The 13,708-nt window shown below is 73.4% G+C and carries 13 protein-coding genes; 2 read left to right on the forward strand and 11 right to left on the reverse strand.

Annotation, left to right across the window (positions count from 1 at the left end; translation table 11 throughout):
* Window positions 1-486: 486 nt before the first annotated feature.
* Both ACZ4XX_RS19780 and ACZ4XX_RS19785 read left to right on the forward strand, forming a co-directional pair.
* Window positions 487-1,065, forward strand: a complete 579-nt coding sequence (locus ACZ4XX_RS19780) for a hypothetical protein (protein WP_468509145.1) — start codon at window positions 487-489, stop codon at window positions 1,063-1,065.
* A 145-nt stretch (window positions 1,066-1,210) separates the two neighbouring features.
* Window positions 1,211-1,831, forward strand: coding sequence for a phosphatase PAP2 family protein (locus ACZ4XX_RS19785; protein WP_468509222.1), 621 nt, complete (start codon window positions 1,211-1,213; stop codon window positions 1,829-1,831).
* 98 nt (window positions 1,832-1,929) lie between these two features.
* On the opposite strand, the gene ACZ4XX_RS19790 is transcribed toward ACZ4XX_RS19785, so the two are convergent.
* The 11 genes from ACZ4XX_RS19790 to ACZ4XX_RS19840 all read right to left on the reverse strand — a co-directional run bounded on the left by ACZ4XX_RS19790 (window position 1,930) and on the right by ACZ4XX_RS19840 (window position 13,703).
* Window positions 1,930-3,294: a glutamate-1-semialdehyde 2,1-aminomutase gene (locus tag ACZ4XX_RS19790; protein WP_468509223.1), complete on the reverse strand. Its 1,365-nt coding sequence runs from the start codon at window positions 3,292-3,294 to the stop codon at window positions 1,930-1,932.
* Between the two features lie 77 nt (window positions 3,295-3,371).
* Window positions 3,372-3,920, reverse strand: coding sequence for a dTDP-4-dehydrorhamnose 3,5-epimerase family protein (locus ACZ4XX_RS19795; RefSeq protein WP_468509146.1), 549 nt, complete (start codon window positions 3,918-3,920; stop codon window positions 3,372-3,374).
* On the reverse strand, window positions 3,917-5,167 hold the full coding sequence (locus tag ACZ4XX_RS19800; RefSeq protein ID WP_468509147.1) for a polysaccharide pyruvyl transferase family protein: 1,251 nt from the start codon (window positions 5,165-5,167) through the stop codon (window positions 3,917-3,919). The genes ACZ4XX_RS19795 and ACZ4XX_RS19800 overlap by 4 nt, the downstream gene beginning before the upstream one ends.
* On the reverse strand, window positions 5,164-6,111 hold the full coding sequence (locus tag ACZ4XX_RS19805; protein WP_468509148.1) for a glycosyltransferase family 2 protein: 948 nt from the start codon (window positions 6,109-6,111) through the stop codon (window positions 5,164-5,166). The genes ACZ4XX_RS19800 and ACZ4XX_RS19805 overlap by 4 nt, the downstream gene beginning before the upstream one ends.
* The gene (locus ACZ4XX_RS19810; protein WP_468509149.1) at window positions 6,108-7,421 is read right to left on the reverse strand and encodes a hypothetical protein; all 1,314 of its coding nucleotides are present in this window, start codon (window positions 7,419-7,421) and stop codon (window positions 6,108-6,110) included. Before ACZ4XX_RS19810 ends, ACZ4XX_RS19805 begins: the two co-directional genes overlap by 4 nt.
* A 1-nt stretch (window position 7,422) precedes the next feature.
* Entirely contained in the window at window positions 7,423-8,670 is a 1,248-nt protein-coding gene (locus ACZ4XX_RS19815; protein ID WP_468509224.1) for a DUF4910 domain-containing protein, read from the reverse strand.
* Between the two features lie 41 nt (window positions 8,671-8,711).
* Window positions 8,712-9,737: an NAD-dependent epimerase/dehydratase family protein gene (locus ACZ4XX_RS19820; RefSeq protein ID WP_468509150.1), complete on the reverse strand. Its 1,026-nt coding sequence runs from the start codon at window positions 9,735-9,737 to the stop codon at window positions 8,712-8,714.
* Window positions 9,738-9,740: 3 nt separating this feature from the next.
* Window positions 9,741-10,388 carry a PIG-L deacetylase family protein gene (locus ACZ4XX_RS19825; RefSeq protein ID WP_468509151.1) on the reverse strand — a complete coding sequence of 216 codons (648 nt, stop codon included), beginning with the start codon at window positions 10,386-10,388 and terminating at the stop codon, window positions 9,741-9,743.
* Entirely contained in the window at window positions 10,385-11,194 is an 810-nt protein-coding gene (locus tag ACZ4XX_RS19830; protein ID WP_468509152.1) for a glycosyltransferase family protein, read from the reverse strand. The genes ACZ4XX_RS19825 and ACZ4XX_RS19830 overlap by 4 nt, the downstream gene beginning before the upstream one ends.
* A complete protein-coding gene (locus tag ACZ4XX_RS19835) occupies window positions 11,191-12,426 on the reverse strand; it encodes a class I SAM-dependent methyltransferase (protein ID WP_468509153.1) in 1,236 nt (411 codons plus the stop codon). The genes ACZ4XX_RS19830 and ACZ4XX_RS19835 overlap by 4 nt, the downstream gene beginning before the upstream one ends.
* Window positions 12,423-13,703 (reverse strand): glycosyltransferase, encoded by a 1,281-nt coding sequence (locus ACZ4XX_RS19840; protein ID WP_468509154.1) that lies wholly within the window; start codon window positions 13,701-13,703, stop codon window positions 12,423-12,425. Before ACZ4XX_RS19840 ends, ACZ4XX_RS19835 begins: the two co-directional genes overlap by 4 nt.
* Window positions 13,704-13,708 lie beyond the last annotated feature (5 nt).

A 13,708-nucleotide genomic window follows, 5' to 3' on the forward strand; every position in this document is an offset into this window, starting at 1 on the left:
ACTTCCTGTAGTGGTCTCCGTGATAAACGGCAAGCTCCCGTGCTACGTGGGCCGCCGCGCGCCACACCTCCGGGGGGGGGGTGCGGGCGCCTCTCCCGCCCCCCCACGCACACACGGCACGCCGTTCACCGCTCATGGAGACCGACTCCTGAACCACGCCGACACATCCACGGCCGCTCGCCGTCTGCCGGGCGCCTGCGCACTCGCCGCCGCCACGGCGGCCCTCTTCGGACCGCAGGCCCTGACCGGGAGCCCCGCCTCGCCGCCACTCCCGCCGCCGCTGTCGTCCCCACCACCCCTGTCGTCCCCGACGCCGCCGGGACCTCGAAGGGCGTCGCCACCGTCACCTACGACCTGGGGACCAGGCCTATCGGTTGCCGGGAACCGGTGAGCCGGTCGAGCTCGCCGGGACCGTGCACTACCCGACGGATCTCGGCACCACGCCCCGGCCCCTCGTCGTCCAGCTGCACGGCTGGCACGAGACCTGTGCGGACCGGGCCGCGGCGGAGGCCCGGTCCGCCGCCGAACTCGCGGCAGGCGGCCGACCGGCACAAGGACAAGTGGCCCGCCGGGGTCGAGGTCCGGGCGGTCCCGGCACTGGCCCCCGCCTACAACGTCATGACCGAGGACATGACCGCCTACGGGATCACGCGGATCCCGATGGCCGTGCTGCGCGGGACCTGCGACGGCCAGGTCGGCCGTGAGGCCTTCGAGTTCGCCGCCGACGCCACCGCCCGGAGCGCCGCCGGCTTCCACCCGCTCGCGATCCACGGCGCGAACCACAACTACTTCCACACGGAGTGGTGGTCGCAGAGCGGGGAGGTCGCCGCCCGCGACGACGCCACCCACGCCCCCGCCCGGCCCGGCCGGTGCACCGACCGCGGTGGCTCCGTCTGCGCAGCCCAGCTGACCGAGACGAGCCGGCGCCGGCTCGGCGCGGCCTACGTCGAGGCCTTCTTCCGCCGGTACCTCACCCACGACACACGGTTCGACGACATGCTGAAGGGCGAGCGGCACCCCCTCGCGCACCTCGCCCACGTCGACGTGACGGCCGCCCGGCCATAGCCGAAATCGGCCCAGAACCGGCCCTGTTCGCGGTATAGGGTCGTGGGAGGCAGGCCCGGCCACGACGGCCGGACGCGACGGGGGGCTCGTATTGGAACGCCTGGCCGAAGGGGACCGGCCCGCGCCCGCGGTGCTGCCCCCGCCGATGCGCGGAGCGCTCGGACTGACGGCGGCCTTCGCCGCCCTGGGGGTCGTCGCGCTCGGCGTCCTGTACACCGATGCCGGCCGGCCCGGCAGCGCGGACGCGCGGATCCTGGCAGCGATCGAGGGCGTGGGCCCGCGGGCGCGTGACGTGGCCCTGGCCACGGACTTCCTGGGTGAACCCGTGGGCGCGGCGGCCCTGGTCCTGGCCGTCGTCACGGGCTGTCTGCTGCTGCGTCGGCCTCGCGCGGCGGTGCTCGTCGTCGCGGGCGTCGGCCTCGCCGTGGTCACCACGAGGCTCCTCAAGCACCTGGTGGGACGCACCATCCACGGCGACGAGAACCTGTCGTACCCGAGCGGGCACACCGCCTTCCTCACCGCGCTCGCCCTCGTCCTGACGCTGCTCGTGACCGGCCGGTCCGGCCTCGGCAGGACGGCCGGAACGGTGCTCGTGCTGCTCGTGGCGCTGGTCGCGGGCGTCGCCATGGGCTGGGCGCAGGTCGTCCTGGGGGCCCACTATCCGACCGACGCCCTCGGTGGCTGGTTCACCGCGCTGGCGGTGATCCCGGCGACCGCGTGGGTGGTAGATCGGGTGGCCGACTCCGTTCGTGGGAAGCCCCGTTGAGGTGGGGGGGGGGGGGGGGGGGGGGGGGGGGGCCCCCCCCCCCCCCCCCCCCCCCCCCCCCCCCCCCCCCCCCCCCCGCGACGTCACGTCGGACCGCCTCACACCAGGCGCCGGAAGACGGGCTTGACCGGCCGCCCGCCCAGCCACGGCGTGGGGTCGGCCGCGTCCAGTGCCTTCCGGTACACCGCGCACGCCTCGGCCACCACGTCCACCGTGCGGACGATGTCCTCGTCGTCGAGCGCGCTGCTCACCACGAACGACGGGGCGAGCACCCCACCCGCGAGGAGCCGGCGCAGGAACAGCGTGCGGTACTCCTGTGACGGCTGCCGGTTCTCGTCGAGGGTGGCGAAGACCAGATTGCTGGCCCGGCCCCGGACGACGAGGTGGTCGCCGACGCCCATGGCGGCGGCGGCCTCGCGCACTCCCGCGGCCAGCCGCTCGCCGAGGGCGTGCAGTCGCGCGGTGACGCCCTCCTCGACGTAGGTGGTCTGCACGGCCGTCGCCGCGGCGAGCGAGTGCGTCTCCGCGCCGTGCGTGGTCGACAGCAGGAAGACCCGCTCGCCGGAGTGACGCAGCCCGCCCCACTCCATCAGCTCGCGGCGCCCGGCCAGCGCGGAGACGGCGAACCCGTTGCCCAGCGCCTTGCCGAACGTCGAGAGGTCGGGGGCGACGCCGTACAGACCCTGCGCCCCCGCCTCGGACCAGCGCAGACCGGTGATCATCTCGTCGAAGACCAGGACGCAGCCGTGCCGGTCGGCCAGCTCGCGCAGGCCGGCGAGGTACCCGGGCGGGGGTTCGGTGTGCCCGGCGGGTTCGAGGATCAGACAGGCGACCTCGCCCCGGTACCGGCTCAGCAGCTCCTCCGTGGCGGCCAGGTCGCCGTAGGGGAACGCCACGGTGAGCTCGGTGGTCGCCGCCGGGATGCCGGCGGACATCGGCGTGGTGCCGATGAACCAGTCGTCGACGGAGAAGAACGGGTGGTCGCCGCAGACGGCCACCCGAGGGCGCCCGGTGACGGCGCGGGCGAGGCGCACCGCGGCGGTGGTGACGTCGGAGCCGTTCTTCGCGAACTTGACCATCTCCGCGGTCGGCACGGTGGCCAGGAAGCGCTCCGCGGCCTCGACCTCCACGATGGACGGCCGGACGAAGTTGCCGCCGCGGCCGATCTCCCGCCGTACCGCTTCGAGCACGCGCGGGTGGGCGTGGCCGAGACTGACCGAACGCAGCCCCGAGCCGTACTCGATGTAGCGGTTGCCGTCGACGTCCCACACGTGCGCGCCGTGGCCGTGGCTGATGACCGGGGCCAGGTCCTCGGGGTACTGGTCGTCGCCCTTGGCATAGGTGTGCGCGCCCCCGGGGATCAGGGCGTGCAGCCGCTCGTTCGCCTGCCGCGACCGGGGCAGGGAGAAGAACTCCTCGGTCGCTGCGGACTCGGCAGTCGCTGCCGACTCCGCGGTCTCCACGGACTCTGCGGTCTCCACGGACTCTCGGGTCGCTTCGGTCTCTCGGGTGTCCACGCGGACTTCCCCTCTCCAGGGCGTCAGGACTTGTGCTTCAGGGCCTCGGCGAGGCGGGGTGCCTCCCGGTCCCGCGGGGACATCGACACGGGCGGCAGCGGCCAGGGGATGGCGAGTTCCGGGTCGTCGAAGGCGATCGTCACGTCCTCGGCCGGGTCGTGCGGCCGGTCGATCCGGTACGAGGTGTCGGCGGTCTCGGTCAGCGCCTGGAAGCCGTGCGCGCACCCCGCGGGGATGTAGAGGGTCGACTGCGACTCGCCGGACAGTTCGAAGAACGCCCGGTTGCGGTAGGTCGGCGAGTCCGTCCGCAGATCCACGACGACGTCGAAGATCCTGCCGTACGAGCACCGCACCAGCTTGGCCTCGCCGGCGCCGGAGCGCAGGTGCATGCCGCGCAGCACGCCCCGGACCGAACGGGACACGCTGTCCTGGACGAAGACGTCCGGGTCGAGGCCCACCGAGCGGACCACGTCGGCGTCGAACGTGCGGCAGAAGAAGCCGCGCTCGTCGGCGTACGGCGTCGGCTCGAACAGGTAGGCGCCGTCGATCTCCGGGACGCGGATCGCTTTCATGGGGTCTCCCGCAGGGCGTGGGCGTGGTCAGGGACGGTGCTCGGGAACACGGCCGCGGTCAGGGCGGTGAACTGCTCGTCGAGCTCCCGGGCGACGGTCAGGTTGCGCTCGGCGAGGGTCTGCCGCAGCTCCGCCGCGTGCTTCTCCAGCTCCCGGAACCGGTCGAGCAGCCGGTCGGCATCGACCTCGCGGGCCGGGTGGCAGTACGCGCCGAGGCCCATCCGGTCCATGAGCGCGTCGCTCTTCGCGGCGTAGCTGAGCGCGAGCGTCGGCACGCCGACCCTCAGCGCGCAGACCAGGTTGTGGTAGCGGGTCGCCACCACCGCCTCGGCGGCCGCCATCTCCTTCATCAGGTCGTCGAGCGAGGCCGTCCCGGCGGCGGTGACCAGCGGGGAGTCCACCGCGTCGAGGATCGCGTCCACCACCTCGCGGTCGACCTCGTCGCCGGTGAGCAGCCGGACCGGCCGGCCGTCCGCCACGAGGGCGCGGACGAAGCGGGTCGTCCCGTCCAGGTAGCGCCGGTGGATCTCCTCGGCCCGGGCACGGTCGTCGTCACCGCCGTGGAAGGCCATGACGCCGACGCACACCGGGCCCGGCGTCCCCGCGGGGGTGCTCGACGGCGGTGCCGGCAGGGCGAAGGCGAGGTCCGGGTGGACCGCGTCGCGCGTGGTGTCCACACCCATCGCCCGCAGGGCGTCGCGGGACTGGTCGTCCCGGTACGACCGGTACGCGGCGAGCCGCGCCGAGCGGCGGACCAGGGAGCGGGTCGCCCGGTTGCCGATCGGGGCGGCGCCGACGCCGACCAGCGCGACCCGGGTGCCGAACAGCCGGCCGGACGCGCAGAGCAGGAACAGCGCGTACGGGAAGCCCCACGGCCGGAGCGGCAGCGTGGCCTCCAGGACGCCCATGCCCGGCACGATCACCACATCGTGCCGGCGCACCCAGGCGGCGGTGCGGACGGCGTCGACGAGCTTGCCGAACCCCTTCCCCGCGACCGCGCCCGCGCGTGACGCGGTCCGGTACTCCCCGCGGTACCAGTGCAGCCGTGTCGCCGGGAGCCGGTGCCGGAGCCGTACGACCTCGGGACCGCCGCACATCGCGTCCACGACCGCGTCCCGGTGGTCCCGGCGGAGCCAGCCGAGGACCGCCTCCATCGACCCGTCGTTGCCGAGGTTGCCGGAGCCGAGCAGACCGAACAGTCCGACGCGCACCGGAGGTCGCGTGGGAGGGCGTGCGGGGGGCCTCATGCACGCCTGCCTTCCCGGCCGGCCACGAGGGCGTCGAGGGAGACGGCGAGCCGGTCCGGCACGACCGGGGCGCGGTCCTCGACCCGCTCGCCGGCGCCCGGCCGGGCCCGGCTGGCCGCCCAGGAGACGAGGTGGCCGTAGCACGCGCGCCGGTCCGCCGGCGACAACGGCGCCCGCCGGATCGCCGCGACGAAGCCCCAGACGTACTCGGCGAGCAGCCGGGGCGTCGGGTGCAGCGGGCCGGCCCGGCGCGGGTCCAGGTTGACGCACCGGGAGCGCTTCGAGGGGTTGGCCCGCTCGGCGCGGGTGGGGTGGTCCCGGCGGAAGTACAGCAGCTCCGGGACCTGGTGGAAGGGCCCGTGCAGCCCGATCTCGGAGACGAACGTGCGGTCCGCGTGGTGGTAGCTGTCGTGCGGCTTCACCCGGCGCAGTACGTCGGCCCGCATCACCCCGTAGAAGTCGTCCCCGCCGGGCTCGAAGAGCATGCTGCGGAAGCGCTCCGGGGCGCGCGGCGAGTCCGTGGCGAGCGTGTACTCGTACGGGACCTTCACCCGGCCCTCTTCGTCGATGACGGCCTGGTCGGCGTGGGCCAGGATCACGTCCGGCCGCTCGTCCAGCGCGTCCACGCAGCGCCGGAGCAGGTCCCGGGCGTACAGGTCGTCGTGCGAGGCCCACTTGAACAGCTCGCCCCGGCACTGCGTGAACACGTAGTTGTGGTTCGGCGCGGCACCTATGTTCCGGGTCAGCCGGATGTACCGGATGCGGGGGTCCTGCGCCGCGTAGGCGCGGCAGATGTCCTGGGTGCCGTCGGTCGAGGCGTTGTCGGAGATGACCAGCTCGAAGTCCTCGTAGGTCTGGCCGAGCAGGGCGTCGAGCGCCTCGGCGAGGTACTCCTCGCCGTTGTACACGGGCAGGCCGATGCCGAGCCGGGGTGGGGCGGTCATGGTGTCCTCACTTCGGGAAGGGGTGTGCGGTGGTGCTCGCGCAGGGCGGACCGCAGCTCCAGCCACCACACGGCCGAGCTGCCGAGCGTCGCGGCGGCGACGCCCCAGGCCGAGCCGACCGTGCCGGCGACGATCGCCCCGCCGAGCCCGCCGCCGACATAGAGGGTGGAGGCGATCAGTTGGCAGCGCAGGCTGCGCCGGGCCGCGGCGAGCGCGCGGAGTCCGGCCGCCGCGCCGGTGCCGAGGCTCGCGGCCGCGACGCCGAGCGTGGCGGGCACGATGAGCTCCGAGGCGGCCTGCCAGACGTCGCCGAGCACGAGCTCACCGAGCCGGTCCGGCACGAGCAGCAGCGCCGCGCCCCAGAGCAGCGCGGCGGCGGCCTGCCCGCCGCCGAGCAGGAGACAGAAGGCGCGCAGACGGTGCGGGGCCTGCCGCAGCACCCGTGCCGCCTCCGCGACGGTCACCAGCGACAGGCCCATCAGGACGGCGAGGAACGGACCGAGCAGCAGCTCGGCGCCCCGGACCACCCCGACCGCGCTGACGCCGACGATCGCGCCGAGCCCGTACGCCCGCAGCTGGCCCGCGCCGCTGACGCCGACGTTCTCGACGAGGTACCGGTAGCCGAGGTCGCGCTGCTCGCGCATCCACGCGCGCGCCCCCGCCGGGCGGGGCGCGATGCCGGACTGGAGGCACCCGTATCCCGCGGCCACCGCGGCGGACGCCCCCCAGGCGAGCACGAAGGCGGCCACGCTGCCCACGTGGGCCGCCACGATCATGGCCGGGACGAGTGCGACGCCCATCACGACGTCGTTGACGAACGCCTTGCGCCCGGCGCCCGCGGCGAAGAAGGAGAAGCGCCAGGCGTCCTGGAGCAACAGCCCCGGCAGGACGACGCCGAGGCAGGCGAACGCGGATCCCACGGGGCCGCCGACCCCGAGCCCGAGGGCCAGACACGCCGCGCCGACGGCGACGCCGACGCCGAGGGCGGTACCCGACGACCGGGCCACCGCCCCGCGCCAGGAGGCCTCCGGCACGCCGCTGAAACGCACCATGAGCGGGTCGGTGGCCAGCCCGCGGGAGACGCCGAGCACCACGCCGAAGGTCACCCAGGCCAGGCTGAACACGCCGAACGCGGCCAGTCCGAGCGAGCGGGCCACGTAGATGCCCACCACGAAGTTGGTCGCGCTGGACGCCGCCTGGTCGGCGAGGCCCCAGGACAGCCGGCCGGCCATGGCACGCCGCGCGGTCGGCCGGGCGGGTCCGGCCGGGTCCGGGGGCGTCGTCGTCTTCTCCCTCTCGGTGCTCGTCACGTCACGCCTTGATCAGTCCGGCGGCGGCCAGGGCGTCGGCCGCGCCGGCGACCGAGTCGAACGGCAGCCCGGACCGCTCGGCGACGTCCAGCAGACCGCGCTCGCCGTCGCTGAGCACCCACAGCATCGCCATCTGTGCCTGCTTCGCGTCGCTGCGGCCGCCGAGCGAGTCGTACAGCCCGCGCCGTCCCAGCTGCGGCTCGCCGTACGGGCTGAGATTGACGTACCGCCGGTTCCGGTCGAGCACGGAGAACGCCTCGCGGCAGACGGCCAGCGTGTCCTCCATCGCCTCCGGGGAGACGAAGCCCGGGTTGTCCGCCGAGGTGTGGTACTCGGGGTATCCGGCGTACGGGGTCCGGCTGAGCGAGCCCACACCGAGATCGAAACCGGGCGAGCAGTACTGCCGCTCGTCGTAGCCGTACGGCGTGAACTCGGTGACGTGGTGCGGGCGTTCGGAGGCGGCCAGGACGTGCGACATCACCCGGTCGATCTCCGCGTCGCCGCGCCTGCTCCGCTTGTACGTCAGCCGGCCCGGGTCGCCGGCACAGGCCAGCACGAGCCCGTGTCTGACCTTCTCGATCCGCTCCGCGTTGCGGGCCAGCCAGGTGATCGCCCCGATGGTGCCCGGCGCGTAGATGAACCGGTAGGTGTAGTACGGCGTCTCCTCGGCCAGTGCCATGGCCAGGAACGTCGCCACCGCGATGCCGGCCAGGTTGTCGTTGGCCAGCGACGGGTGGCAGACGTGGCAGGACACGATCACCTCGTCGGTGACCTGCCCCGGGACCACGTGCTCGGCGTACGTGAGGTGGCCGTCCGCCAGGGTGGAGTCGACGCGCACCTCGTACTCGCCGTCCGGCAGCGCGTCCAGGGTCTCCTGGGCCAGGCAGAACCCCCATTCCGGCGTGTAGTAGCTGGTGCGGTACGGCACCCACGTCGGGTGGTCCGGCAGGGTGTGCAGGTGTTCCCGCAGCTCGGCCAACGGCATGGTCCGCGACACCGGCACGCTGTAGCCGAGCACATGCAGGCTGGACGCGGCGAAGTCGACGACGCGACGGCCGGCGGAGTCGGCGATGTACGCGTCCCGGATGTTCCACTCCTGCGGCACCGTCCAGTCGAGCACCTGCGTCCCGGTCGGCACCTCGTGCACCTCCAGCGGAACGTACTCCCCGACGATGTCCAGGGTGGCGCGCACCCCGTCGCCGGTGATGCTCCGGCAGAGCGGGTACAGCCGCTCCACCAGCGCGTGCATCCGCTCGCCGGCCGAGGTCGTCGGCTCCTCGCCGGCCGCGGTCACGGGCGCCACCGCAGGGTGTCGTCGACGGCGCCGTTCCCGGACGCCGCGCGCAGCACGGCGAGCCGGGTGAAGCGGCGCTCGAAGTCCTCCCGGGTCAGACCGAACTTCTGGTAGGCGTCGGCGAGTTCGAGCGCACCCCGCTTGACCGTCCACTCGCAGTCGAAGCCGGGCAGCGCCGCCCGGAACCGGGAGAAGTCCACCCGGTACGACCGCGGGTCGGCACCGGTCTCCCCGGTGATCACCACCTTCGAGCCGGTCACCGCCTCGGCGACCTGCTCGGCGATCTCGGCGACCGTGACGTTGTTGATCTCGCTGCCGATGTTGAACGCCCGGTCGTGCACCGCGTCGCGCGGCGCGGTCAGCGCTGCCGTGAAGGCCCGCGCGATGTCCGCGGCGTGCACCAGCGGACGCCAGGGCGTGCCGTCGGACATCACCAGGACCTCACCGGACAGCAGTGCGTGCCCCACCAGGTTGTTCAGCACGATGTCGGCGCGCAGCCGCGGCGAGAAGCCGAACGCGGTGGCGTTACGCATGTACACCGGGCTGAAGTCGCCGTCGGCGAGCGCGTGCAGATCGTCCTCCACCCGCACCTTGGACTCCGCGTACGGCGTCACCGGGCGCAGCGGGGCGTCCTCCGCCACCAGCTCGTCACCGCCCGCGGCGCCGTAGACCGAGCAGGTGGACGCGTACAGGAAGCGCCGCACCCCGGCGTCCTTGGCCAGCCGGGCGAGCCGTACGGAGGCGTGGTGGTTGATGTCGTAGGTGAGGTCCGGAGCCAGCGACCCCAGCGGGTCGTTGGAGAGCGCGGCCAGATGGATCACGGCGTCCACCCCGGCCACGTGCTCGGCCGTGACGTCGCGCAGGTCCACCCGGTGCCCGGACGGGTCCGCGGGCGACGGGCCGAGGACGCAGTCCGCGAACAGGCCGGAGTCGAGACCGACGACCTCGTGGCCGGCGGCCGCGAGGACCGGGGCCATCACGGTGCCCAGGTAGCCCTGGTGTCCGGTCAGCAGTACGCGCAAGGTTCATTCCCCCAGATCGAGAGTGAGTTTGGTGACGGCGAACGCCTCGGCGTACCGCGCGTGGCATTCGATACCGCGGATCCGGGCCAGGCCGAGGAAGGCCTCCCGGTCGTACCAGGGACGGTGCCGCTGCGAGGGGTAGTGCTCCTGCAACAGCCGCACCTTCTCCTCGGCGACCTCCGGCGACAGCGGCTGGTACGCCGCCGGACGGCCGAGATCGCCGTCCCACTTGACGATCTCGTAGCCCAGCACGAGATGGTCGCGGAACGCGGTGGGAAGCAGCCGCGCCAGGCCACGATGATCCTGATGGGCGTCATCGGTACGCGGCGCGAGGATCACATCGGGCTCGGTCCGGGCGCGCAGCTCCTCGACCGCGGACTTGGCCTCCTCCCAGTGTGCGGGCAGCCGGCCGTCCGGCAGCTTGAGCACGGTCGGCCGCAGGTCGGCCCCCGGGCAGAAGGCGGCGAGCGCGGCCCGCTCCTCGTCCTCGCGCTCGCTGCCGCCGCCGGAGAGCACCAGCGCGTCGACGCGTACGCCAGGCCGCGCGCGACACATCGTCAGGAGCGTGCCGCCGGCACCGATGGCGATGTCGTCGCAGTGCGCCCCCACCGCGACGATCCGTTCCAGGCGCCCGGAGCCGAGCCGGATCACGCGGACCCCACCGGCGCGCTCGTGCTCACACCGTCCCGCTCCCACACGGCCCACGGGCGGTCGCCCCGGGTGTAGGCGGCGTCGAGCGCGGCCCGCTCCTTCACGGTGTCGGTCGGCTTCCAGAAGCCGCGGTGCCGGTACGCCACCAGCCTTCCCTGCTTGGCCAGTCGGGCACAGCCGTCGGCGACGAGGTCGCCGTTCTCCGGTATGTGGTCGAAGACCTCCTGGCGGAGCACGAAGTAGCCGCCGTTCTCCCACAGCGGCATGTCGCTCACCGCCGTGATGCCCCCGACGAGACCGTCCTCACCCAGGTCCACGCAGTGGAACGAGGACTGCGGCGGCACCACCATCATCGACGCCCCGGCGTCGCGCCGGGCGAACCGGTCGATCATCTCCGGCAGCGGGGCGTCGGTGAGCACGTCGGCGTAGTTGGCGAGGAACATCTCGTCGCCGTCCAGGTGGTGCCGCACCCGGCGCAGCCGCTCCCCGATCGGAGACTCGATGCCGGTCTGTGCGAACGTGATCGTCCAGTCCGCGATGTCGGTGGAGAGCAGCTCGGTCTTCCCGCCCCGGAGGACGAAGTCGTTGGACGTCGTCTCCTCGTAGTTGAGGAAGAAGTCCTTGATGTGATGGGCCCCGTACCCGAGGCACAGGATGAACTCCGTGTGCCCGAAGGACGCGTAGTAGCGCATGACGTGCCAGATCAGCGGGCGGGGCCCGACCATCGCCATCGGCTTGGGGATGTCGTCGGAGGCTCCGCTGCGCATGCGCAGTCCATAACCGCCGCAGAACAGTACGACCTTCATGGCTTGACCTCGACAATGCTCAGTTCCGGGATGGGGAAGACCAGCCGGCCGCCCCATTCGTGCACGAAGGAAAGCTGCTCGACCAGCTCGTCCCGCAGGTTCCAGGGGAGGACGAGGACGTAGTCCGGCCGGTCGGCGGCGATCTGCTCGGGCGGCAGGATCGGGATGCGGGTGCCCGGCGTGAACCGCCCGTGCTTGTAGGGGTTGCGGTCGACCGTGTAGGCGAGCAGGTCGGGCCGGATGCCGCAGTGGTTGAGCAGGGTGTTGCCCTTGCCCGGGGCGCCGTAGCCGACGACCGTCTCGCCGCGCTCGGCGGCGTCGATGAGGAACCGCAGGAGGTCCCGGCGCACCTTGGCCACCCGGGCGGAGAACTCCGCGTACCCGGACAGCTCCTGGAGCCCGGCCGCCTTCTCCCGGTCGAGGACGTCGGCCACCCGGCTGCTCGGCTCGCCGGCGACCTCGGACGGCCGCGCCCACAGCCGGATGGAGCCGCCGTGCGTGGGCAGCAGCTCGACGTCCACCAGCGTGAGCCCGCCGCTCGCCAGCGCCCGGGCGGCGGACGCGACCGTGTAGTACTGGAAGTGCTCGTGGTAGATCGTGTCGTACTGGTTCTCCTCGATCAGCGTCAGCAGGTGCTGCACCTCGACGGAGACCCAGCCGTCGTCGGCGACCAGGGCGCGCAGTCCCTCGGTGAAGCCGACCACGTCGGGAATGTGCGCGTACACGTTGTTGGCCACGACCAGATCCGCCGGCCCGTGCTCGGCGCGGACGGCCGAGCCGGTCGCCGGGGACAGGAACTCCGTCAGCGTGGGCACACCCGCGTCCCGCGCCGCCCCACCGACGTTCACCGACGGCTCGATGCCGAGGCAGCGGATCCCCCGGTCCACCACGTGCTTCAGCAGGTAGCCGTCGTTGCTCGCGACCTCGACCACGAAGGAGTCCGGGCCGAGCCCGACCCGCCCCACCGCGTCGGTGACGTACGTGCGCGCGTGCTCCACCCAGGAGGTCGAGAACGAGGAGAAGTACGCGTACTCCTGGAACGTCTCCTCCGGTGTGATCAGCGGCGGGATCTGCGCGAGCCAGCAGTCGGTGCAGACCCGCAGGTGCAGCGGGTACGCGGGCTCCGGCTGGTCGAGTCGGTCCGCGGCGAGAAAGCTCTCGCACGGCGGAGTCGCTCCCAGATCGACGACGCTGGCCAGCGCCGCCGAACCGCAGAGTCGGCATCGTGTCATTTCTCCTGCCCCCCATCTCCGCTCGCGCGGGTGCCCCGCGACGAGCCGGCTTCTTCGGTCCCTGCCGGCGGCGCGCTGTTCCCGCCGCCCGACCGCACCGCGATCGCGGTGCGGTACTCCTCCAGGAGGCGCTCCAGCCCCACGGACGGGCTGAACCCCTTCTCGTAACGGCGCCGGGCCGCCTCGCCCATCTCCCGGTTGCGGTCCGGCTCCGCCGTGATCCGGCGGATGCGGGACGCGAGCGAGGAGGGATCGCCCGGCGCGTGCAGCAGGCCGGTCACCCCGTCCTCGACGAGTTCGACGAAGGCGCCGTGGGCGGCGGCGACGGCCGGGACCCCCGCCGCCATCGCCTCCGCGACCACCAGGCCGAAGGTCTCCATGGCCAGTGAGGGAGCCACCACGGCCACCGACCGCGCGACAGCCCGCCGGCACTCCGCCGGGTCCCACAGCCCGGCGTACCGCACGTCGTTCCGGCCCGCCGCCCAGGCGGTCACCTCACGTTCCAGCGGCCCCGCCCCGGCGATCACGAGCGGCACGCCCACACCGCCGCCCGCGGCGATCTCGTCCCATGCCGCCATGAGCAGCCCTATGCCCTTGGCCTCCGCGAGCCGGCCGAGGAAGAGGAGATGATCGCCCTCGCCCGTCCGCAGGGTGCCCGGATCGGGCACGAAGTTGTGCTTCACCGCCAGCCGCTCGGGCGGCATGCCGGACCGCACCAGGACGTCGCGCTGCGCCGCGGAGATGCAGAGGAACCGCTCCACACCGGACCACCACCGCCGCCGGTTGACCGCCAGGCTGATCGCGAGCGGCACCGTCGCCAGCCGGGAGTTCCGGTAGCAGCCGTGCCGGACGGCGGGCAGCGGCAGCGCCGGCCCGACGCACTCGGTGCACTGCCGGCCGTCCCGGTGCAGCGTGCCGGGCGGGCAGACCTGGGTGTAGTTGTGCAGCGTGGTGACGACGGGCACACCGGCGTCCGCGCAGGCGGCGAGCACCGAGGGCGAGAGCAGCGGGAACACGTTGTGGACGTGCACCACGTCCGGCCGGTCGGCGCGGAGCCGGGCCGCGAGCTCCGCGCGGGTCGCCGGGTTCCACGGCACCAGCAGCGGCACCGCGACCTTCCCCGGCAGGGAGCGGCCGGCGATGTCGTCACTGCGCCGTTCGAACAGGTCGACCCGGTGGCCGGCCGCGCGCAGCAGCCCCACCTCCTCGTCGACGACCCTGTTCTCCCCGCTCGGCTGCGCCGAGGAGTAGCGGTTGTGGACCACAAGGACATGCATCGTCA

It is taken from the genome of Streptomyces sp. NPDC029956 (assembly GCF_055574655.1).